This is a genomic window from Paenibacillus mobilis (assembly GCF_058267595.1).
Genome location: NZ_JBZCMS010000017.1, coordinates 46,551 through 66,114, shown reverse-complemented (window position 1 = coordinate 66,114; position 19,564 = coordinate 46,551). Strand labels below are relative to the sequence as shown.

Here is a 19,564-nt window from a genome sequence, read left to right as displayed (position 1 = left end):
AGATGCCGAGGACCGGGATCGAACCGGTACGGTAGTCACCTACCGCAGGATTTTAAGTCTAAACTCGCTATCCCTCCGCATAAAACACGCTATATGTACGGCTACCTCACGCCATTTGCTCGCCAGATACACGGTGACCTCATCGTTCATTTAGTCGGGATGTGTCCGTTAGATGCGCAATCCTGTGCGCCTTTCAGCGTGTCCCAACGTTATTATAACGGACTTGGCCGGTTATATCAATCGCGCATAAATACCGCGCTATTTCTTACCGTTTCGACTACCGCAGGCTCCTCCGGTTTCTTTGCGCGCTTCGGCTTCGGTACCGCCCCGCTCCCTCGCGCTTTCAATTCGCCGGCGAGCGTCTCAATCGCGCCCACTACGTCCAGGGTCGCCTCGTCTACGTTATCTATATGCGTAATTCCCTGCGCATAGTCCACGATCATCCCTGCAATCACTCCGGTCGACATTTCGCTGGCCATCCGTTTAAGTAGCGTCTTATTTACCGTTGCCATTCGCTGCACCTCCGTTTTTATTGACGAACTCCTCTACGCTGCCTTGGAACACACGGTAAGGCCGTCGGCCGATTTCGTAGCGGCCTGCGCCAACGCCCGCAATCCAAACATACGGAAATATCTTCCGCTGGGCCGGCTGCCACGGCTCCCGTTCCCACGCGCCATCCGTATAGAACGTTTCGTACCGGTTCAGTTTCTCCGCCATGACTCGCCCGGTATACTGTGTCCGCTGGATCTCAACGTACCACGGCGCGCCCTTCCATATCATGAATACGTCAGGCTCCGGATTTCCCTTGCCGCCCACCTTCGGTTCGACTTCGAACAGGCGCGGTTCCTCTACGCTACGCACACGTCTGTAGAAGTCGGCGATAGCGAGGAAGTGCGCGATTTTCTGTGAGTCCGGTTTGATCTTACGATCTGGCGCGAAGTAGATATATTTCCGCCGCTCCGTCGAACACTTAACGAGATTGTCGCGCCGCAGCCGTTTGAGCACGATATTGGCCTGCGTGACCGGGTGCTTAACGTGCGAGAAGTGCAGCTCAACGATATCGTCGCGGCCGAGACACCGAAACCGTTCCAAGTCCGCTATGATCGCTTTGTCGCGCGCATTCATCTATATCACCCCCAATTCGAGCGGAGTCTCTTCCGGATAAACGTGATACTCGTCAGGCCCGAGCGTTGTGTAATCTCCGCGATCTTTCCGGGCCGGCTCCGATTTCTTATATGGCGCCAATAGGTCTCGCGCTTCCTTAACGTCGAGAAACGGTCCCTGCACGAATTGGCACCCGTCGAGTTTTAGAATCATGCGCCCTTTCTCCGATTGTTTAATGTGCGCCGCTTCCCCGCTGCCGATCGTAATCCGGCTGTTGATTTCATCCGCGTGCCTAAACGCCATGCGTACGGTGAGGTTGTTTTTGAGTTTACCGTCGAGTACGTCCGCGTCCGGCCGCTGCATCGAGAGAACGAGGAACACGCCGAGCGCCCGCCCAATCGCGCTTATTTCCTCTACGCCTTCCATAACGTCCTTCTCCCGTTTAAGCAGCGATACCTCATCGATCGCGAGCATGATGTATGGCGGCCGCTCTCCCGCAGGCAAGTCGTTAACATGCGCAACGCCAGCCGCATCTAGTTTATCGCCGCGTTTACGCATCTCGCGCTTGATCCGTTGAACAATCGGATGGAGTCCTGCCGCATCCGTCACCACTTCGCGCGCCACTCCGCGGAATAAGTGAAACTCGCTGCGCTTCATATCCGCACAATACAGCTCGAGCTTATCGGCGTCGACACTACGCACGAGCGTCGTAAGTATCGACCGCAGCGCGACCGACTTGCCACTTCCGGTCTCTCCTGCGATAAGAAGATGCGGATGCTCCGTCATGTCGTACGCGATATCACCGGATCGGGACCGGCCGACGTAAATCGGAATGTGAAGTCCGCCGAGGCATGCGCTTACTTCTTCCGCAACATACTCGTATTGCGCGATGCCGTTTCGATACTGCTTAAACGTAACGGTTCGCGCATCCTCTCCGATATCAATTTCCGCAGCCGGGCCGAACACCTGCCGGAATAGCCACGCCTTTTTCGCGATCTCGGCCGGGTCCATTCCCTCTGCGAGTTTAAACGTGACTTCCGTCCGGTCAAGGTACGTATTGACGCGCATAATGGACGGGTACGACCGGAGTTCGCGCCCTTTGTAGCCGGCGGAACGGTAATAGAGATTCCCGACGCGAAAGACACGCTCGAGTTTACGCCGGATGACGCGTTTAGGATGCGTATACCATACCGCCCAGGCTGATGCCAAACTTCCGCCCGCTCCCGCTAATTTGACGGCTGCCGCCGTAGTCACTCCGCTCATTATCATTCGCTTCGCTCCTAACATTTTTGATTTTTCCTATTGTTCCGCGCTCTTTTGCTTATTTTACTGCTGTAACGATACTGTTGTAGATACATGAGTTACCACGGCACATGGACGCCGAACAGATAGCCGACATGCCGAATAAGATCGCGCCATTGATACAAAAGTATTGCTGTACAGATTGCATGAGTAGCAATCTTAACGAGTATCACGTGTCCACCATGTCCGGATCGCTCAAGCTTGCGCTCGATTACATGCGCAGCCAGGCCGGCCATCGCCAATTGGATAAACGGAACGAGGTTAAACATTCGCAACATCCTCTCTCGTAGTTGGGATGTTAAATACATATGCAGGCCCGTTTGTCCGTCTTTCCGATTTCTACGTATAAATTTCGCTAGACTCGTCCAAACTGCGTAATATAAATCGGAAAGAGTACGGAGGCGCGGCGATGTTTAAGAAGCGGAGTAGATACGGCAGGTTTATCGATAAACACGGAGTCACACAGGAGCAGGTGCGGAAGGTGAGCGGTTTAAATCGCGATACGGTATCGAAGGCCTGCGCGGAGGTTGCGCCAACCATGCGCGAGTTAACGAAGGACGCTCTCGCAAAGGCTGCCGCAAAGTTGACGGGGAAACGCGTGGATAAAACGGACTTTTGGGCGTAGTAATACTTGTCCTTTTCTGGTAAAATGTAACTAAACGTTTATCAGAAGAGGTGTGTTTATGTTAAGAGGGTTCATATCATTGTTTTATTTTGTAGCATTGGTTCTTGTGGCTTTTGGAATGTTTACTATGTACCACTACGGGGACTACAGTTCAGAGTATAATCCCGACGGGAGCATGTTTGGGCACGTGGTCGGTGGGGATGCTTATAACTACACGATCATCGCGACAAGGGGCGTTGGCATTATCGTAGCCGGCGTAGGTTTTGCGGTAGTTGCGAGCGCACTGCTCGTCCATGAAAAGCTTGCTAATATTAAGGCTACGATTGCTAGCTCAGATACGCACGCTTACGAACGTGACCGACAGTTGCGCGACACTATTATCCAATCCGCAGCGACCAGTCAAAGCGAAGCGTAAACAAAAAAAAAAGAGCGCAGTCCCCAACGGAATCACTCCCGCGAGAACTGCGCTCTTTTTATTTAGACTCGGTTGCTTTAAACGTACTGTAAACGCCGGCCCCGATCAATACGTAGCTTGCGATGTCGACGCCGACCTGCCACATGCCGAAGTCAGGCGCTACGTTATACTTCGCGAGGATTTGGTACGCAAATCCCGCCGCCGCCGCGATAAATACCGGATTCTTTAATCGTTGAATCATCGCCATTATTTCGCACCTCCTTCGTCGAAAAATCCGCGCCGGTACATTACGGTAATCACGCGGTAAAAGTCCATGCTGCCGCCCGCTGTCGTATCCACCGCGCCGCACTTTTTCGCAGCCACGCACGCGTCTAGCGCCCATGCCGGAATATCCGCCATCTTTGCACTTGCCTCCAGCGTTGCGATCCGTTTAGCCTGCGCATCAACCGTATCCTGCAGCGTCTTAAACGCCGCCTTTTCTTCCGCTGTCATTTCGTCATCAACCTCCGTTTTATTAATCTTCGCCATGGCTACGTCAATCTGCGCCTGAGACGGCCGCTTGCCCGCGCGCCACTGAGCTGTCGTGAGTCCGAACGTCATCTCGAAATGCGGATAATCTTTGAACGAAGTCCAATCGCCACCCCACGCGAAACCGAGCGCTTTGGCCTCCGCAACTACTTCGTCCCAGTCGGCTGCGCCGTCGCCGTCACCGTCCCGCGCCATATCCCACGACACCGCCTTGCCGTCCGGCATCAACAGCGCGAAGTCCACGGCCACTCCGAAGTTGTGGTACGATGTGCCGCCTTTCGCATTCGTGACGATTGCGCCCGGCTTCGACCGGCCCTGCGCGTATAAAGCGTCCTGTTCCGCGATTGTACGGAGCCCCTGCGTGATTACGATCGGCACGCCGCGGGCATAGCAACGGTCAATGAGCGCCGCCGTCGCCGCTTGGACAACGGGAATAAGCCCGGCCAGTTTCGACGCGGACTTCGAGCGTACATATTCGATTTCGATTGTTAACGTCATTCTGCGTCAATCCTTTCCGTTCGGGAGCCGCTCTTTTAGGTCGCGAAGCTCACCGATAATGAGATCGTACTTATCGCTAAACTTATCGAGGAGCGATTGGAGGCGCCCTTCGCGCTTACTGTTTTCCTCTTGCATCGATTTCTCGCGCTCTTTATTCGTCTTCATAACGTAAATGAGGAGCCACACGAATAGTACCGCGAATGGCCCTTGCGTTAGAAAGTATTTAAGTACGTCCACTTCCGTCATACTTCCGCTTCCTCCCCGTCTCCGGCGATTTCGAACGCTAGTAATGCCGCGGTAATCTCGCCGTCAAGCTGCCGGATGACTTCCGCGCGAGCTTCGACCGTCGGCAATGTCGCGAGCACGACGTTAATGACTGCGGACAACTCTGCGGCCGGTTGCGCGGCGTCGATCGTTAATTCGATAAGATGGCGTGCTTTCATCGTATCCCCTCCGTTCGCAACGTAAATGTCGCGATTTCTGCGATATATAAAAAGAGCGCGACCATTACGGCCACACCCTTGCGTTGATTATTCGTTTATCCGTTTAGTTGCGCCTGGAGTTGCGCGATTTCCGCGTTGGCTGCGTCGATCTTTGCCTGCGTCTCCACGTTCTCTTTCTTCGTAGCGTCGAGCCGCGCCTGTGGACCGGAGTTATCGATTTTGATATCGTTGGGGCCGGCCTTCGCGTTCATTTCGTTACCCTGATCAATCGCGGACTGGAGTTGCATGATAGCCTCGTTGTTCCCATCGATGACCGCCTGCCACAGCAGTATATTACGTTTCAATGTTTCTATCCTGTCTTTAGCCTTGATCTCCGCTACAATACTGGCGTCACTTTCTGTCGTCGTCATCTTAACCGTCCCTCCTTCGACAGCGATCTTCGCTCCGTTGGCATCCGCGAATGCGCGAGCCGGTACGTAGGTTGTCCCGTCGATTATCACCGCGTCCTTAACGGATTTACCGTTCACTGTAAACGCGATTACGCTCTGAACTTTCTTCCCAATTAGCGAGTTATTGGCGGCCGAAGCAACTGCGGTTAATGAGCCAAGGAGTAGTAAGCCAGCAAGACCGGCATAAAGTTTCTTTTTCATGAATATTACCTCCCTTTCCTATTAACCCCAGTATACACCGGCTTACTTGCTAGGTCACGCGGCAGGAATATTAACCTGAGCCAAAAGTGCGCCTGTAACACTGAAAAGTTTAAGGTTTCTTGTAGACGGGTCAAAGGCGAGGTTAGTTGCAGTCTGAGATTTGGCTGGAACATCATTTAAGGCAGTACTAATAGAATTTAGTTGCGTCTGGAGTCCCGTCACCCCAGAAATCGGAATGCCGGATGCACCGCTGCTGAACGTAACGCTATCTCGAAACACCGCGCTACCCTGCACCGTAAGTGATCCGCCTAATGCTGCGATAATCATACTCGTTACCGACGTTATGCTAAATAGCGAATCACCCCCGTTAATATAACCGCCACCTCCACCGCCAAACTCAATCGCGTTCATCCCGTACGTATTATTCTGCGCAATTGAAATCCGCTTCGTTCCGCTACTATCATATACGCGCCATCCCTGAGCATCCGTCTCAAAGCGCGCACCGCTGGCAGCCGTACGCAGTAGCCCGCCGGTGATCGTTCCTAGCGCCGTCACGTTGCCGCTGAAATATCCGTCTACCCACGTAGACCCGTTAAGATTCGACGTGTTGATCTGCGCTGAGTTGGCCGTTAACTTGTTAAATACCGCGTTACCCTGCATATCAATTCGAGCTGGAGCGTTACCGAACGTTGCGCTACCTGCCGCGATTCCGTTCGTATTAATTTGCACGACGCTATTACCAGAGCCAATCAGCATCGATACGAACGAGCCGAGCTGGCCGACGATCGTCTCCGCCACAACCCCGCGCGCCGTAATCGCGGACCGGATTGTTTTCCACCCGTCAGTCGATACGCCAAGGCCCGCGGACGTTAGCCGTACTTGATTCAGCGGATTCGCCTTGTCCTGCGCTAGAATGCCGCCCTCTGGCGGATAACTAAGTTCCGTTTTCGAGTTCGTGATATCTGTAATTGCTTGCCGCGCATACTCCTCGAAGGCATCCGCCCGAATCCGCCCACCGCTAAGCAAGTCCGTAAATGTCCGCTTGGACGCGTCTAGGTCCGCGATAATCTGCGCGTAGTCTCGTGTCATCACGTTGGCGACCGTTACTTGCGAGTGCTTGTCGCGCGCATAAGGATACTCCGTTAACTCCGTAATCCTGGCGCTGATGGCCGTCAGGCCGAGTTCGTCATCTACGCAAAGGACGGTATCGCCGAGGGCCGGCTTCGGCTCCGTTTTGTCGAGCTTGAACAGGTCGGCCGCATCTACGCTAATTTCAAGCGCGGGCACTTCCCGCTCGGCCAACGCTTTCCGCGCCAGTTCGAGCAGTTTGAGCGGATCTGTTACGTCTTGGTCGATAAACTCGTCGTCGAAAAACGGCACGCTATCGCTGCCCCATGCGCCAGCAAATTGGCTAACGAGATAGTTGACGGCGAGGTTTCCGCTTGAGTCGATCGCGCCCGGAATCTGTGCGAGGCGCGCCCGCTCATCCGCCGTAAGAATCGACGCCGGCTGTCCGATCCATGTCCGCCCGTCTTTCATCTGCGCGAATAAGCGTGTGCACAGCGAGGACCCGTCGTCTGTAAACGATGCGCTTACGAGGTTCTTGCGGAGTTGATAGCGTAGTGGCGACGCCGCGTTGCCGATCTTCTTCCGCAGGTGAATCGTAAAGTTGTCCGGCTCCACTTCGGCCCCGTATAGCGCGACGATATCGTTTAGCGCCTGCAGACACGTACCGCGCCCGAAGTCCTTAACGTCAACGAGATCGAACGTATCGTCCACCGAAATAGTAAAGCGCCCACCCGTTGCGGCCTGGATGAGCGCGGTTAATTGCGATATTTGGACGCCGAACGCCTCCGGAATATACGACGCGTACGGGAACTTGTAATCCGTAAGCTTAAACATGACGTGAGTCGCCGTGATCTGCGCAGTAAGCTTGCGGCCGTCCCGCACCCGTTGGCGTGAGTTGATTACGTAGTACTGGCCGCGCTCGTCCTTAACGTGGCCTTTTAGCGGCAACTTGTCCGTAAAGTCGGCGCTCGTCATCGGCACATAAAACGTAATCGTGTCGTCCGCGTTAATCCGCCGTGTCCGCTGAATATCGTAGGCTTGCGTTAAGATGCCGACGCGGCGCAGGTTTTTATCGTACGATTGTAAATAGTTCGCCATGCGGCCGGCTCACCTCCGTTAGTATAAATAGCGGTCCCGATGCGTTACGCGAGCGAGGACTTGGCGGCTGCTCTCGCCGTCTGCATAGGTAATCGCGTTATCACCGTAAATGAGATCGAAAAAGTCGCCGCCCATTTTATCGAGGACATTGACGCCGTTAAGCGTAATTGTCTGCGTGCGAGTATCGATGACTAGCCGGTCTCCGGGCGTAAAATCTCCGGTAAACGTTATCGTATCGACGTGCGTATACTTGGGGACCGCGATAAACTCCGTTAAAGAAGAAAACGCGGAGGCGAAAAACCGCTCCCGCGTCATTTGCGTAAATAACTCCGTTGCCGATTCGATGGCCGTGGCGAGTACGATTTCGCGCGTCATGGTAGCGCCTAGTTCCGTCTGCGATTCGAACGCGATAGTTACCGGAAACTCCAGCGATAGGCGTGTGGCGACTTCCGTTGTCGATTCGAAGGTTACGGAGAACAACGTCTCGACTGCGTATGTGCGTCCGAAGGGCAAGCGATTATAAGGGCCTCCGAACATTGGCGGCCTCCTCTCTGCATAAAAAGCCCCCGGATCGGCACCGAGGGCAAAATAAAAACGCCTCAATAGGCGCTGCTGGTGTTGCGCAGTTTCATCCAAATACGCATAAAAATAGCGCTCCGATTATTCAGGCGCTTTAAAAAGATAATTATTAAATCCTAGGCGGTTGTCAGGATCGGAGGCTACCATGTCCGCTTTTATTTGATCTGGTGTTTTACCTGCCGTAATTCCGTCCCTGATAATCTGGCCGAAAAACCCGTCGAATACTTCAAAATTTGTGTACATATCAAAATCCCCATAGTTATCTTGTCCCCTAAACCGCAAGGATACTTCAAAGTTATCTTTTAAAAATTCAATCTCTTCCGGCGTCATTTTTATTCATCCTCCTCAGAAATAATATCCATATGCATCTATGGTATTCGTTGCACTGTAACGATTCAAAATACTTCTACTCCCCCCTGTCCATCCACCGTTAGCATCCATATAGGCAGACCGGGTACTGGCATCTGATGTAAATAAAGGGTTTGCTGCACCGAAGTCTACACCCCACATAACCCGATTTGCTTCATACATAATATTTGTCATGGACTGAGAAGCGTGGGAGCGATATATAACGGTGCTTGGACGTGTTGTGCCAAAGTTAAATGTGGCAGTAGACCCAGCTGCTACAGTGCGCGTAACAAATACAACTGAGATTGGAGATGCATCTACCGTAATCGGACTATCATAAATACCAGCCTGCAAAGTTTGCGCCGCTGCCCCCGGCGTCACCGTCACCGCCCCCCCGGAATCTCTCACCGGCAGCGTACCCGTGATAACATCCCCACTCGCAACAGTAGCCGTTTTCCCTGACCGTAAATCCCCTGCGACAGCGTTGCCCTCTGCCCCACTGCCGCTATCTGCCAAAAAATCCGTACCCACATGTCTAAATGTGTACGGCTTACCTGCGACCAACTTACCGGCGGCATATGTATTGCCCTTTTGATCCTTGAGAGAGACGGCGCCCAGCCCGTTAATGTTAAGCGTAGGTTCCGCGCCGCAGTCCACGTGAGGCACGATAGTTATGCCCATGCCGGCAACATAATCGCTAGGAGCAGGGTCTAGCGTAACTGTATACGCCGTTGGGTCGCCTGCCGTTGCCGCATACGCTGGTTGCCGAACATAATCCGCCAAGTGCGCAGTAAGATCGTCGTCCAACTGCTTGACCGTTTTGGTGTTACCTTCGCCAGAAAGCGCGTCGACTTTCGCCTGTGCGCCCGCCGGAGTCTCCGCAGCATCTGCCGTATCTTTCACCACAACAAGTCGCGCATCCAGGTCCGCAATGTTCCCGCGAAACGCTTCATGGTCATAGGCCGTAAAGTTACGCCCGCACTTCGTTCCCGCCGTCCACGCTTTCGCCGCCCCGTTAAATCCGCGCGTACATCCCGTCAAGTCGTTCCCGTTGATGCCCGCATACTGAATCGTCTCTGCCGTCTCATCCGTGCCAATCGTAAGCAGGCCGGGAGCAGCCGCGAGTCCCGCGATACTGAGTACACTAATTGTCGTATCTGTATCGCTAATGCCCGCGGCCAACTCCGTAACTGGCGAGTTTACGACGGCGCTATACATTTCCATTTGCGCCATTTATTCGACCTCCTTCCGTTTATTGTGCGAATGCTACCGTCGTACCGGACGCCAGAAACTTCGGCTTATCGCCGGACTGGATCGTACGCGGGTTATCGAGTGCTCGCGAGAATAGCAGACGTCCGCCTGTTGCTGCATCCCGCAATCCTACGTGCGTGATGAGTCCCCAGTCCGCCGACGCAATCGGAAATTCTACGTCAATGTCGCTCGCCGCCGTCCGCTTACCGCCAACCCCCGCCGGCGCCGCGAATGTGATCGCCTTACGTGCGTATGAGCCGCCACTTACCTCCGTGCCTGTATCGGCTGCCGTGGGGTCGGACGTGTACAGCGCGATAAACACCTCGTTCGGAGGCGTAAAATTGATTCCCCGTAGAACAGCGTTTAGTAAGGCGTCCGCCAAGTAGTTCGAAATTTGCATCGCCATTTCTTCGTTCTCCTTTCGCGCACGTAGCGCGTTTCTGCGCAACAAAAAAGACCGCCCAAAAGGACGGCCCTGCGTTGCTTAATCGAGTGTGTACTCGTTCGTAATCGTAAATCCGTGAATCGTATTCGTCCCGGTATTCGTTAGCACGATCGTAGGCTGCGCGTTGACATCGCCGTCCGTATCAATCGTTAAGGTTGCTGGCGAGGTGATCAGCGTTGTCTCGGTTACGCGCTCGGCACCGGTCGGCCACGGGTCATTCATGCGGATGCTGACGTCGAGCAGGCGCGATCCCACCGTATTGAGCGCCATCGTGCCCGTGTAGACTCCGCGATAATACTTGCCGGGCATGTCCGTAAACTCAATCGTCAGCTCGCCGCGCTTAGCGTTAAATATACGGGCAAGCTGCGCAAGCGCCCGGTGGAACTCGGCCGGGCTCACGTTTATTTCGAACGTCATGTCGATCGTTCGCGACCCGTAGGTGCTGCCGAAATCGACTACCCCGTCTGTTCCCGCGAGTTTGACCGTGTTCTCCTCTTCGCCCGGCAAAACCGGGAGGCGCCGCTCAAACAGCGAAGCCCCCACCGCCGACAGCAACGTTCCGTTAACGCGTACGTCGTAGTTAATCACCGCAGTTTCACCCCTTGCGTTTGGATACGCGCGGCCACTCGGACACGCTCGTCGACGAGCGCTTGCGCTGTTTCCGGATCGGCCGCCTCAACGCTTCCGATGGACATGTCGAATTGGTTAACGATCTGCTGCGGTTGTGCGCTCGGGGATAGTCCGGAACTTGCGACCGATACACCTCCGTTAAGCAAGTTCCAAAGCGTCGCCTGCTGTTGCGGGTTTAGGATGAGTTCAGCCCCGTGCGCGATGACCGGAACCGCCTGACCCGCGCCGCCCTGAATGTAGCCGCCGTCCTTAAAGTGCTGCAGCTTGCCGGTATCCGACGTGATGCCGTATTTCTGCCGGAGTTCATCGTTACGCGCCGATAGTTGCGCCATCGTTTCGGAGTCGCCCCGTGCCTTTGCCGCGTCATACGCGTCCTTGTTCGCGTTATACTCCGCCAAGTCAGCGTCCTCCTGCGAACCGTTTGCCGTCGCAAGCTGTGACATCTTCGCGTTATATTGCGTGATGAACGTGTCGAGATCGGCGAGAATCTGGTTGTTAGCGGTCGCGCTCTGCGATACACGAAACGCCGACACTGCGGCCTCGATCCCCTTTATATCGCCGGAATAGTCCTCGAACGCGGATTTGAGCGCGTCATACTGCGCCTGGGTCGCGTCCTTTTCGTCGTCGAACGCTTTGGACTTCGCATCCTTTTCGTCCTGCAGCGCGTCCTTCTGGTCCTGCAGCGATTGCTTCGCGAGGTCGCGGTCGTGCTCGAGTTGCATGCGGTCGATGTCCTTCGCGAGGTCTTCGCGTTCCTGAATACCTTCCGGTCCGACAGCGGACTGCAGCAACGCGAGCCGCGCCTGTTTCTCCGCTAGTTGTGTCTCCCAATCGGCCTCCGTGTTCATCCGGTCCTGCGCCGCCATGATCTCGTCAATCGCTTTAATCCGCGAATCGTAATCGTCGAGGGCCGCCTGCTTCCGCTTCTCTATCGAATCGAGTTCGGCTTTCTCTGCGGCATCGATCGCGTCCTTCTGTTTCTTAACGCTATCCTCTACGAGATCGTTCGTTTTCTCGACGAGGTCCTTCTTCGCGTCATAAACTTCCTTGTCGATCTCCTTGTAGAGATCTGCGTCTTTCCCGTATGTCTCGCGTAACTCCGTCCACTTAGCCAGTTTATACGCCGCTATTTCCGCCTCTGACTTTCCGGACTCCTCCATACGCCGCGCCTCTACATCTATCGAATCGGATGCGGCTTCGTACTGCTTCTTTAGCTCCGCAGTTTGGGCGTTCGCCAAGTCCTTACGCGCCTGGTAAACCTCTTTGTCCGCGTTAACATATTCGTCGGAGTCCTTCTTATACCGGTTACGGACGCGAGTCCATGCAGACAGTTTCTGTTCCGCCATCTGTACGTCAGTCTTTCCGGCCTCTTCCATATTCCGCTGATCCTTTTCGATCCAAGCGCTTGACGCATCGTACCGGGACTTGGCGCTATCTTCGGCGAGGTGTTTGAGCTGCAGGTTAAGCGCGCGCTCGTCTTCGATATTCGTCGCCAAGTACGCTTTATGCGCGGCCTGCACCTTTTTGTACGCAGCGATTTGCTGGTCTGCGGTTTGATCGAACATCTCCGCGTTATAACGGACGGTTGCCATATCGGCATCAAACGCTTTTTTGGCCGCTTCGGCCGCGAGTTCGGCCGCTGTCTTGCCGGTCTGCTTCTTCGCTTTTTCCGGTGGCGTAAGGTTGATCGGATTCTTAATCGAGGTGCTCGCATAGCTGCCGTTTTGGAGCGATGCCTGCGCTTGCTTCATCTCTTTAATCGCCTGATCGTACGCGTCTTGCTGCGCATATGCCTCGTTCTTCTTGGCGTTGAGATTGCTAAGCGTCTGGTCTCCGGCAACTCCCGGATTCGTTGCACCGGCCGCCATACGAGCGGCATCATTACGTGCGTCTAGGAACGCTCCCGCACCGGAGGTTAACCCGCGAGAAGCACCGAGCGACGTGTCCGAACTCAGTAACGATACTTTCGACCGCGTGGCATCGACGAGCCGCATCGCAGCGAGCAGACTTTCGTAATTCTTAATCTGCGCGGCAACCTGGGCCCGCTGGGCCTCCGTAGTCTTAACGAGATTGTTAATGTACGTTTGCTGCGAGTTGGCCGCTTCGTCCACGAACTTCTTCTCCGCGCTAATCTGCTCGCCAACAATCTTAATTCCGTCGGTGCGAATCCGGTTATTTTCGTCAATCTTACCGTTTAGATCCGGATACTCCTTCTTGAGCGTTTGCGTCACGTCGGCGAGTTCCTGCGTTTCGGCCGCGCTCAGTTTTTGCTTAGCCGCCAGTTGCTCGTAGCGTTTGAGTGACGCGTCCAGGGCGTCTACGTGTTGTTTACGTGTCGCCAGCGCGGCAATCTCTTCCTTATGCTCCGCAAAAAGAGCGGCTGTCGAGTTTTTGATCGCTTCGCCCATTTTATCGATGCTCGCGCGGGCCTGATCGAGGTTGTCGTAGCCAAGCGCGTTCAATTGTTTATTTAGGTCTTTGATTTTATCCGTAGCAGAAAGCACCGCCTGAACCAACGCAGGAGTCGTGCCGCCCTTATCCGCCGCGTCCTGCGCTGCCCTGCGTTCTTTCAGCGCCTCCGTCAGATCTCCGACCACTTTCGCGGTCTCTTTCTGTTTATCGCGCAGCTTTTCGAGGTCATCGACCGTCGTGTTAAGCGGAGATTTTCCGAGCGTGTCGTTCAATTCTTTCTGCGCCGCGTCATGCTGCTTTACCGCCTCGGCCGCTTCGTGCGAACGTGCCACCAACGCGGACACGCCGGCCGTAACAGCACCTACCGCGAGCGCGATAGCCCCGAGAATCGGAAACGCTATGTCCAGTGCCGCAAACGCCGCAGACAATACGCCAACAGCCGCAGACAATCCGAGCACTGCCGCCGATGCTCCAGCAAATCCGATAATTGCGGACTGTACTTGCGGACTCAGCTTCGTAAAACCTGACGCTAGACTCGTCAGAAACTCCGTCGCTCCACGTACGGCCGGGATGAGCGTATCGCCCACCGCAATGCCGGCGCCTTCAAGCGCGCTTTTGAGTTCGAGCGTGGCGCCTTTGAGCGTATCCATCTGTACGCCGGCAACTTCGGCCGCTGTTCCTCCGGCATTTTGGAGGCTGATCGTGTAATTGTCGAGTGTCGTTTTACCTTGCGTGATCAGCGTCAAAAATCCGCTTGCCGCCTCTTGTCCTACGAGCGTACTCGCGACGTCCGCTTGCTGCGCCTGTGTCAGCCGTGTGAATGCGCTCTGCAAATCGCCGACAATCGTGGAAAACGGTTTTATCTTACCGGATGAGTCCGCAATGCTTACGCCGAGTTGCTGCAGGTAGAACGCCGCTTCCTTCGACGGCGACGTTAATTGCAGGAGGATCGCGCGCAGGCTCGTACCGGCCTGTTCACCTTTGATGCCCGCGTTAGATAACTCACCAATGGCCGCTGAGGCTTCCTCGATGCTAATGCCCATGTTCGCCGCAACCGGTGCAACGTACTTCATAGCCATTCCCAAATCGGTCATATCCGCGTTTGTATCGATGGACGCTTTCGCTAACACATCCGCAACGCGCGCCGATTCAGACGCGGCCAGTCCGAAGCCGTTCAGCGCCGATACCGTAATGTCCGCCGACGTGGCGAGATCAATCTGCGCAGCAGCCGCCGCATTAAGTACGCCAGGGAGTGCGTCTATAATGTCGTTAGTTTTAAGCCCAGCTTGCGCTAGGACGGACTGCGCGTCCGCAACTTGGGACGCCGAAAATGCGGTGGATGCGCCTAGCTTTAGCGCCTGGTCGCGCAGCCGTGCGAGTTCGTCGCCGGTCGCCTGCGATATCGATTTAACCTTCGCCATAGCCTGCTCAAAATCGGCCGCTGTTTTTACGGATTTTGCGAATACAGCACCGAGAGCTACCGCGATTCCTGCGTAAGCGACCCCGACGGCTTTAAGCTCTTTCGATAGCAATCCGGCCCCCTGAGCACTCTTTTCCATCTGCGCTGTTACCTTCGCGATATCCGCCTCGCTTGCGCCTAGCTTCTTAAGCTCAGCGGTCGCCGCCGCTACCTGCTTCCGAAATAACTCCGGATTCGCCTTACGGAGAGCCTCGTTAATCTTCGTAATCTGCGCCGACGATACGCCAACGTCCCGCAGCGCCGTGTTTAACGCGCCGAACGAACTCGATACGGCCTTAGCGGACGCGCCGAGTTCTTGCGTCTTGGCCTTCGCCTTGTTAATGCCGGACTCGAAGCCCGAGGTGTCCGCCGTAATTTTCGCGCGAATCGCGCCGATGTCTACTGCTTCGCTAATGTTATTCACCTGCTTCCGGACAAAATAAAAAGCGCCCGTAGAAGGCGCTATACTCCGATTTTCATTTTCAGCTTGAGCCGCTCGAATCCGGACTGGTCGAATTTCGGCAGGCTGTCCGCCAGGCCGTATCCGGCTGCGCGTTGCAACTCATTCGTATAACGTTTGAATCCTTCGGCATCCGTCGTATGCGACATTACTAGCGTATTAAGCCGATCGAGCGTATCTTGCGCATTAACACGCTTGTGGGTGTCCATCACGTCCAGCAAGTCCATAACGTAGTAGCCGTTCTCAAATTCAATCTGCGTTTTGCCGAGCCTTATCGCGCACTCCGTCAAATATTCGTCTAACGTTAAACCGCGCCCTGAACCGCTTGTGCCGTTGCCGGTTGCGCCAGTTTCAGCGCGCTTTGTCCGTTTTTTAGGAGATCACCGAAATTGTTCGCTTTGGCGACCGCAACAAAGTACGCAAACAACTCGTCAGCCGAGGCGTTATTATTGAGCCACTCCGTCTCCAAACCGGTTAGTACGGACGTCGCGTTAACAACGTCGTCAAGAGATCGTTCAACCGCGACAAGGAAGAACGGTAGACGCTCGTCTGGTGCTGCAGTCATTACCGTAATGAGAAGTTGAGGCAGCGTATTGATTACCGTGAATAGTTCTCGCCATTGGGCGATTGTAATTTTGCCGACTCGCACGGATTTTCCGCCGATTTTAACCGTATCTGAACGCAAAATGCGCATTATTTTCGCTCCTTACGTAAAAAGGATAAGGCGAGCCGAAGCCCGCCCGTTTATTAAGCCGCGGTGATTTCTTCGTCTCCGAGGATGAGGACTACGTTGGCCGCGTCCGGAGAGGATTGCAGCGTAACGTTGGTGATGCGCTCGTTGTCGTTGTTGTACTGGTAGTTGAGGTCGGTCTGCGGAAACGCGAGTGGCAGCGTCGCCCAGTAGTCCGGGTCATTTTTGTGCGCGATTGGCTTGATTACCGCTTTCTTGGCCGCAGACAGCAAATCCGTCCCAACTCCGGTTTTGATGATGACTTTCGTGCCGTCCTCGCCCGTAACCGCCTCTGCACCGACCATGATTTTCGGGATAACGGATAGTTCGTATTCGCCAAACGGAATTGTCACGCTGACGTTACGTCCTGTAATACGTCGTCCCACTACGGTCTGACCGGTTTGGTCCGTGAGTTGGTCCCGGTAAGTTGTTTCGGTCGTCAAAACGACGCCGCCGATCGTAGTTTCAAACGTGACCATATCCGCACCCTCCCCGTACTCGATAATCGCCGGGCCGATCTCGATCTTCGTAAAATCTTGAGCCATTCGTGGATTCCTCCTTATATTTGAGCACGACAAAAGGCCGCCCATAATCGGACAGCCTTGCTACCGTGCGTTATTAAACTGTGGTTAGCGTAAAATTAAGCGAATACAGGACGCGCGCACTCTCGTCTTTACCGAGGTATAGCGGCGCGCTCTGATCCGCCAGACACTTGACGACGCGGGTATCGCCGAGATCAAACTCGGTCTTACCGTGCAACGCGTCATAAATCGTATTGGCTCGCGTCTCGGCCGTAGCCGCCGACGTTCCGCGCAAAACGATCTGAAACGACGGTCGCTTCTTACTCGTCCACTCTGACGGAGAATATCCGCCGGTGATCCGCGTATATGCGCAATCCGCCGGACTATCCGATGCGAACTCGTTGCCCACGATAGTCAGGCCGCTAAGTCCGCTAATTGTCCGGATATGCGCGTTAATCTCCGCTACCGTTAACATTCCGCAGCCCCTTTCGTAAAGCTTCCGCAATCATTCGTTGATAGCGCTTCGCGTTCGCTTTGAGCGGCCGCTCCAGGTACTTCGGACCGGTGCCGGGCGTCGTCGGATTCTTATACGTATCCATTTCGTGCGTACGGAGCGCATAGTTGTACCGCTCGCCGCTCGCCGATTCGTTGACTGCGCTATAAATGACGGACGCCGTAAATTCGTCGCCTTCTTCCTCCACGTCAGCAAACGCGGTTCCCCGCAGAATCCCTTCGTCCAATGGCGCGAGGTCCCGCGACTTCTGCAGCAAGTCGTAGGCCGCGTCCTGTACGCCGAGTGTTGCGGCGATCTTCGCGTCGTCTACCGATCCGTTAAGCTTCTTTAATACCGGGCCGAGATCGAACTCAAATTCGACGCTCATACGTTCACCTCCGTTAGAACTGGCTTGCCTACCGCATCCCGTATTACGCCTATGCTTAACGGATCGTAGGTCGTCACCGCGCCTAACTCATTGGTGTACGTGAGCTTATCGCCAGGATTTACGCCAGCCAGACGGTCAAGAAAGAAACGCCCGGTGCTGACGACTTCCTCTCCGCGCTGATTCCGTACGAGTTTCATCCGCTCGTCAAAGCGGCACTTTGCCACGTAGGGCTCACCGTAAATCGGATCGCCGTAATCCGGATCGGTGCCGGCTAGTGGCGAGATGGTCACGGTTTGTCGTAACGCGATAAGTGCCACGTCACATCACCGTCCATTTCGCTGCGCGCTTCGAGAGAGTTACACCGTTCTCCGCACCGATAATGTCGAGCGCTGTTTGCGGCACATACTTACGTGTGCTTCCGCCCAATCCGCCGACTTCCGATTCCTTAAACGACGTCGATACCGCCCCGGCGATCGATTCCTGCGTAATGCCGAGTCGGGCCGGCCGTACCTGGTCGCCGTAAGCCGTAGCCAAAACGTTGACAAACTCGTACACCGCGGCGTCCGGTATCATATATTTCGGATAGAAACCCGCGAGATCCCGAGCAGCGACGTTAACTATTCGTTGTTTTTTCGCCTCGTCTGCGCTTGTCCATTCGTCAATATCGATACAGTTCGCGTTGATGTACGCATCTGCGTTTTCTACCGTTACTGCCATGCGCCATCCCTCCGTTTATTTGTCGGAGGTTTTAGCTGCGGCAGGCTTGCGTGCTGCTGGCGCCTTTTCCTCCGGTTTATCCTTGCGTGAAGCATCGGACAACGCGTCCAACACTGCGGTCTCTTTCGTATCTTCCGTTTCAAATACGCCACCGCTAAACTTGCGCTTAACGCCGTCAACATAGAACGCTAGTTCAGCGTAGCGAGACGTGTATTTAGCCATCGTAAACCTCCATAATTAACGAGGAAGGCGCGTGCCCTCCCCGCCTATTTGCGGTCGGCTTACGCCAGACCTTTGATGCGTGCGTGTGCGGCTTCTTGGTGCAGTTCGAGCGTATATTCCCCGACAAGCATGCCTTGGTAGTAGTCGCCTTTTTTGCCCAGGTATTCATGCGTAAAGTCGCGGCCTTGCAACGGGTGAATCATGACGCGGTTCTTATCGATGATGAGGATTTCGTCGGCAGCCAGGTTGTTGTTGATGGACACTGGTAGATCGCCAAAGTCCGTAAGCAACCGAGTGACCACAGTACCGCGGCCGGCATCCTCGCGACTAAGCGATTGCAGGTTCGCGTCAAACTTGGATACTACGCGCTTTTGCTTCGCCGGCACAACGATTTCGTAGTTTCCGCCGGTTGCGAATCCGCCTTTTTCGTAAATGTCCTGCAAGCTGTCTCCGATCAGATCCAACGTCAGCGCGTCGCCTCCAGCGTTAGCTACATTGGTTTGGATCAAGCTGCGCAGACCGGCCATCTGGCGTACGGAACCGGACTCGTATTTAACACCGTTGATGATCGCTTTTTCCAACTGCAGCGCAAGTTCGAGTTGTTTCTTCGATTGCTCGTACGTGTACAAATCGGAGATACCGTAGTTCGCAACGGCAGCCGCTGTACCCGTAATTTCTACGGTGTCGGTAAAGATTTGCGTCACGTTCGATTTCCGTGCGCGAGCCTTGAAGCGTGCGTCGATTGCGTCGCGACCTTCTACGGACTCAGTGAATTGAAATGCTACGACTGCGCCACTGGATACGGCGGCCGCGGTAGTGCCCGCGTAAGCACGCGTTACAGTCAACGTCTTTGTACCGGAGTTAATCGCGGTTACTTTCAGCAACTCCTCGCCGATTTTAACAACGTCAGACACGCGGAATGGTTCAACGGATGCTACTACGACGGCCGTTGCGTCGATAAGTGCGGAAGCTGTAGTCGTGGATTCGGTTGCGAACATGGAGTCTTCGAACCAGATGTGCTCAACTTGCGATACAGGGCTAGCGAATCCAAGCATGGACAGCATTGGCGTTTGGTTAGGGTTCAGCATCAAAATCTGCTCTGTTACCGACTCAGGCTTACCGATCAGATCCTCATTAAAAATCTTACTCATGTGTTGTTCCTCCGTTTATTTAGGTTT

27 protein-coding genes are annotated in these 19,564 nt (G+C 54.6%); 2 read left to right on the top strand and 25 right to left on the bottom strand.

The window, feature by feature from the left end:
- Positions 1-236 precede the first annotated feature (236 nt).
- The 4 genes from AC3ZPD_RS21690 to AC3ZPD_RS21675 form a co-directional block, all read right to left on the bottom strand.
- Positions 237-512, bottom strand: a complete 276-nt coding sequence (locus AC3ZPD_RS21690) for a hypothetical protein (RefSeq protein ID WP_490986350.1) — start codon at positions 510-512, stop codon at positions 237-239.
- On the bottom strand, positions 496-1,125 hold the full coding sequence (locus AC3ZPD_RS21685; RefSeq protein ID WP_490986349.1) for a replication-relaxation family protein: 630 nt from the start codon (positions 1,123-1,125) through the stop codon (positions 496-498). The genes AC3ZPD_RS21690 and AC3ZPD_RS21685 overlap by 17 nt, the downstream gene beginning before the upstream one ends.
- Positions 1,126-2,373, bottom strand: coding sequence for an FtsK/SpoIIIE domain-containing protein (locus AC3ZPD_RS21680; protein ID WP_490986348.1), 1,248 nt, complete (start codon positions 2,371-2,373; stop codon positions 1,126-1,128).
- A gap of 92 nt (positions 2,374-2,465) precedes the next feature.
- The gene (locus tag AC3ZPD_RS21675) at positions 2,466-2,675 is read right to left on the bottom strand and encodes a hypothetical protein (RefSeq protein WP_490986347.1); all 210 of its coding nucleotides are present in this window, start codon (positions 2,673-2,675) and stop codon (positions 2,466-2,468) included.
- A 140-nt stretch (positions 2,676-2,815) separates the two neighbouring features.
- On the opposite strand from AC3ZPD_RS21675, the gene AC3ZPD_RS21670 reads away from it, so the two are divergent.
- Both AC3ZPD_RS21670 and AC3ZPD_RS21665 read left to right on the top strand, forming a co-directional pair.
- Positions 2,816-3,031: a transcriptional regulator gene (locus AC3ZPD_RS21670; protein ID WP_490986346.1), complete on the top strand. Its 216-nt coding sequence runs from the start codon at positions 2,816-2,818 to the stop codon at positions 3,029-3,031.
- Positions 3,032-3,089: 58 nt separating this feature from the next.
- Positions 3,090-3,446 carry a hypothetical protein gene (locus AC3ZPD_RS21665; RefSeq protein ID WP_490986345.1) on the top strand — a complete coding sequence of 119 codons (357 nt, stop codon included), beginning with the start codon at positions 3,090-3,092 and terminating at the stop codon, positions 3,444-3,446.
- 58 nt (positions 3,447-3,504) lie between these two features.
- Here AC3ZPD_RS21665 and AC3ZPD_RS21660 read toward each other — a convergent pair whose 3' ends face one another.
- From AC3ZPD_RS21660 to AC3ZPD_RS21560, 21 genes are all read right to left on the bottom strand, one after another.
- Positions 3,505-3,693: a hypothetical protein gene (locus AC3ZPD_RS21660; protein ID WP_490986344.1), complete on the bottom strand. Its 189-nt coding sequence runs from the start codon at positions 3,691-3,693 to the stop codon at positions 3,505-3,507.
- Positions 3,693-4,472 carry a M15 family metallopeptidase gene (locus tag AC3ZPD_RS21655; protein WP_490986343.1) on the bottom strand — a complete coding sequence of 260 codons (780 nt, stop codon included), beginning with the start codon at positions 4,470-4,472 and terminating at the stop codon, positions 3,693-3,695. Before AC3ZPD_RS21655 ends, AC3ZPD_RS21660 begins: the two co-directional genes overlap by 1 nt.
- Positions 4,473-4,478: 6 nt before the next feature.
- The gene (locus tag AC3ZPD_RS21650; RefSeq protein WP_490986342.1) at positions 4,479-4,718 is read right to left on the bottom strand and encodes a BhlA/UviB family holin-like peptide; all 240 of its coding nucleotides are present in this window, start codon (positions 4,716-4,718) and stop codon (positions 4,479-4,481) included.
- Positions 4,715-4,915: a hypothetical protein gene (locus tag AC3ZPD_RS21645; RefSeq protein ID WP_490986341.1), complete on the bottom strand. Its 201-nt coding sequence runs from the start codon at positions 4,913-4,915 to the stop codon at positions 4,715-4,717. Before AC3ZPD_RS21645 ends, AC3ZPD_RS21650 begins: the two co-directional genes overlap by 4 nt.
- Before the next feature lie 95 nt (positions 4,916-5,010).
- Positions 5,011-5,565 carry a stalk domain-containing protein gene (locus AC3ZPD_RS21640; protein ID WP_490986340.1) on the bottom strand — a complete coding sequence of 185 codons (555 nt, stop codon included), beginning with the start codon at positions 5,563-5,565 and terminating at the stop codon, positions 5,011-5,013.
- A gap of 54 nt (positions 5,566-5,619) precedes the next feature.
- Positions 5,620-7,731 carry a phage tail protein gene (locus AC3ZPD_RS21635; protein WP_490986339.1) on the bottom strand — a complete coding sequence of 704 codons (2,112 nt, stop codon included), beginning with the start codon at positions 7,729-7,731 and terminating at the stop codon, positions 5,620-5,622.
- Positions 7,732-7,749: 18 nt separating this feature from the next.
- Entirely contained in the window at positions 7,750-8,268 is a 519-nt protein-coding gene (locus AC3ZPD_RS21630) for a phage distal tail protein (RefSeq protein ID WP_490986338.1), read from the bottom strand.
- 123 nt (positions 8,269-8,391) lie between these two features.
- On the bottom strand, positions 8,392-8,640 hold the full coding sequence (locus AC3ZPD_RS21625; RefSeq protein ID WP_490986337.1) for a hypothetical protein: 249 nt from the start codon (positions 8,638-8,640) through the stop codon (positions 8,392-8,394).
- Positions 8,641-8,655: 15 nt separating this feature from the next.
- Positions 8,656-9,891, bottom strand: coding sequence for a hypothetical protein (locus tag AC3ZPD_RS21620; RefSeq protein ID WP_490986336.1), 1,236 nt, complete (start codon positions 9,889-9,891; stop codon positions 8,656-8,658).
- A gap of 19 nt (positions 9,892-9,910) precedes the next feature.
- Positions 9,911-10,309 carry a phage tail fiber protein gene (locus tag AC3ZPD_RS21615; protein WP_490986354.1) on the bottom strand — a complete coding sequence of 133 codons (399 nt, stop codon included), beginning with the start codon at positions 10,307-10,309 and terminating at the stop codon, positions 9,911-9,913.
- Positions 10,310-10,393: 84 nt separating this feature from the next.
- Positions 10,394-10,942 carry a distal tail protein Dit gene (locus AC3ZPD_RS21610; protein ID WP_490986335.1) on the bottom strand — a complete coding sequence of 183 codons (549 nt, stop codon included), beginning with the start codon at positions 10,940-10,942 and terminating at the stop codon, positions 10,394-10,396.
- Positions 10,939-15,279: a phage tail tape measure protein gene (locus AC3ZPD_RS21605; RefSeq protein WP_490986334.1), complete on the bottom strand. Its 4,341-nt coding sequence runs from the start codon at positions 15,277-15,279 to the stop codon at positions 10,939-10,941. Before AC3ZPD_RS21605 ends, AC3ZPD_RS21610 begins: the two co-directional genes overlap by 4 nt.
- Positions 15,280-15,317: 38 nt before the next feature.
- Entirely contained in the window at positions 15,318-15,605 is a 288-nt protein-coding gene (locus AC3ZPD_RS21600; protein ID WP_490986333.1) for a hypothetical protein, read from the bottom strand.
- Between the two features lie 14 nt (positions 15,606-15,619).
- Positions 15,620-16,009, bottom strand: a complete 390-nt coding sequence (locus tag AC3ZPD_RS21595) for a hypothetical protein (protein WP_490986332.1) — start codon at positions 16,007-16,009, stop codon at positions 15,620-15,622.
- Between the two features lie 53 nt (positions 16,010-16,062).
- On the bottom strand, positions 16,063-16,590 hold the full coding sequence (locus AC3ZPD_RS21590) for a hypothetical protein (protein ID WP_490986331.1): 528 nt from the start codon (positions 16,588-16,590) through the stop codon (positions 16,063-16,065).
- A gap of 73 nt (positions 16,591-16,663) precedes the next feature.
- Positions 16,664-17,041 carry a minor capsid protein gene (locus tag AC3ZPD_RS21585; protein ID WP_490986330.1) on the bottom strand — a complete coding sequence of 126 codons (378 nt, stop codon included), beginning with the start codon at positions 17,039-17,041 and terminating at the stop codon, positions 16,664-16,666.
- A complete protein-coding gene (locus AC3ZPD_RS21580) occupies positions 17,019-17,447 on the bottom strand; it encodes a hypothetical protein (protein WP_490986329.1) in 429 nt (142 codons plus the stop codon). Before AC3ZPD_RS21580 ends, AC3ZPD_RS21585 begins: the two co-directional genes overlap by 23 nt.
- The gene (locus tag AC3ZPD_RS21575) at positions 17,444-17,737 is read right to left on the bottom strand and encodes a hypothetical protein (RefSeq protein ID WP_490986328.1); all 294 of its coding nucleotides are present in this window, start codon (positions 17,735-17,737) and stop codon (positions 17,444-17,446) included. The genes AC3ZPD_RS21580 and AC3ZPD_RS21575 overlap by 4 nt, the downstream gene beginning before the upstream one ends.
- Before the next feature lie 28 nt (positions 17,738-17,765).
- Complete coding sequence (locus AC3ZPD_RS21570; RefSeq protein ID WP_490986327.1) at positions 17,766-18,164, bottom strand: hypothetical protein; 399 nt, start codon at positions 18,162-18,164, stop codon at positions 17,766-17,768.
- 15 nt (positions 18,165-18,179) lie between these two features.
- Positions 18,180-18,386: a hypothetical protein gene (locus tag AC3ZPD_RS21565; protein ID WP_490986326.1), complete on the bottom strand. Its 207-nt coding sequence runs from the start codon at positions 18,384-18,386 to the stop codon at positions 18,180-18,182.
- Positions 18,387-18,445: 59 nt separating this feature from the next.
- Positions 18,446-19,537, bottom strand: a complete 1,092-nt coding sequence (locus tag AC3ZPD_RS21560) for an SU10 major capsid protein (protein WP_490986325.1) — start codon at positions 19,535-19,537, stop codon at positions 18,446-18,448.
- Positions 19,538-19,564 lie beyond the last annotated feature (27 nt).

Bases quoted from the DNA above. Each gene is read 5' to 3' on its own strand.
- AC3ZPD_RS21595 (WP_490986332.1), bottom strand. From the start codon at position 16,009: ATGCGCATTTTGCGTTCAGATACGGTTAAAATCGGCGGAAAATCCGTG.
- AC3ZPD_RS21655 (WP_490986343.1), bottom strand. From the start codon at position 4,472: ATGACGTTAACAATCGAAATCGAATATGTACGCTCGAAGTCCGCGTCG.
- AC3ZPD_RS21565 (WP_490986326.1), bottom strand. From the start codon at position 18,386: ATGGCTAAATACACGTCTCGCTACGCTGAACTAGCGTTCTATGTTGAC.
- AC3ZPD_RS21625 (WP_490986337.1), bottom strand. From the start codon at position 8,640: ATGACGCCGGAAGAGATTGAATTTTTAAAAGATAACTTTGAAGTATCC.
- AC3ZPD_RS21680 (WP_490986348.1), bottom strand. From the start codon at position 2,373: ATGATAATGAGCGGAGTGACTACGGCGGCAGCCGTCAAATTAGCGGGA.
- AC3ZPD_RS21560 (WP_490986325.1), bottom strand. From the start codon at position 19,537: ATGAGTAAGATTTTTAATGAGGATCTGATCGGTAAGCCTGAGTCGGTA.
- AC3ZPD_RS21580 (WP_490986329.1), bottom strand. From the start codon at position 17,447: ATGAGCGTCGAATTTGAGTTCGATCTCGGCCCGGTATTAAAGAAGCTT.
- AC3ZPD_RS21570 (WP_490986327.1), bottom strand. From the start codon at position 18,164: ATGGCAGTAACGGTAGAAAACGCAGATGCGTACATCAACGCGAACTGT.
- AC3ZPD_RS21590 (WP_490986331.1), bottom strand. From the start codon at position 16,590: ATGGCTCAAGATTTTACGAAGATCGAGATCGGCCCGGCGATTATCGAG.
- AC3ZPD_RS21675 (WP_490986347.1), bottom strand. From the start codon at position 2,675: ATGTTTAACCTCGTTCCGTTTATCCAATTGGCGATGGCCGGCCTGGCT.
- AC3ZPD_RS21645 (WP_490986341.1), bottom strand. From the start codon at position 4,915: ATGAAAGCACGCCATCTTATCGAATTAACGATCGACGCCGCGCAACCG.
- AC3ZPD_RS21585 (WP_490986330.1), bottom strand. From the start codon at position 17,041: ATGTTAACGGTAGCGGAGATTAACGCGCATATCCGGACAATTAGCGGA.
- AC3ZPD_RS21620 (WP_490986336.1), bottom strand. From the start codon at position 9,891: ATGGCGCAAATGGAAATGTATAGCGCCGTCGTAAACTCGCCAGTTACG.
- AC3ZPD_RS21690 (WP_490986350.1), bottom strand. From the start codon at position 512: ATGGCAACGGTAAATAAGACGCTACTTAAACGGATGGCCAGCGAAATG.
- AC3ZPD_RS21650 (WP_490986342.1), bottom strand. From the start codon at position 4,718: ATGACGGAAGTGGACGTACTTAAATACTTTCTAACGCAAGGGCCATTC.
- AC3ZPD_RS21660 (WP_490986344.1), bottom strand. From the start codon at position 3,693: ATGGCGATGATTCAACGATTAAAGAATCCGGTATTTATCGCGGCGGCG.
- AC3ZPD_RS21630 (WP_490986338.1), bottom strand. From the start codon at position 8,268: ATGTTCGGAGGCCCTTATAATCGCTTGCCCTTCGGACGCACATACGCA.
- AC3ZPD_RS21635 (WP_490986339.1), bottom strand. From the start codon at position 7,731: ATGGCGAACTATTTACAATCGTACGATAAAAACCTGCGCCGCGTCGGC.
- AC3ZPD_RS21685 (WP_490986349.1), bottom strand. From the start codon at position 1,125: ATGAATGCGCGCGACAAAGCGATCATAGCGGACTTGGAACGGTTTCGG.
- AC3ZPD_RS21640 (WP_490986340.1), bottom strand. From the start codon at position 5,565: ATGAAAAAGAAACTTTATGCCGGTCTTGCTGGCTTACTACTCCTTGGC.
- AC3ZPD_RS21670 (WP_490986346.1), top strand. From the start codon at position 2,816: ATGTTTAAGAAGCGGAGTAGATACGGCAGGTTTATCGATAAACACGGA.
- AC3ZPD_RS21615 (WP_490986354.1), bottom strand. From the start codon at position 10,309: ATGCAAATTTCGAACTACTTGGCGGACGCCTTACTAAACGCTGTTCTA.
- AC3ZPD_RS21665 (WP_490986345.1), top strand. From the start codon at position 3,090: ATGTTAAGAGGGTTCATATCATTGTTTTATTTTGTAGCATTGGTTCTT.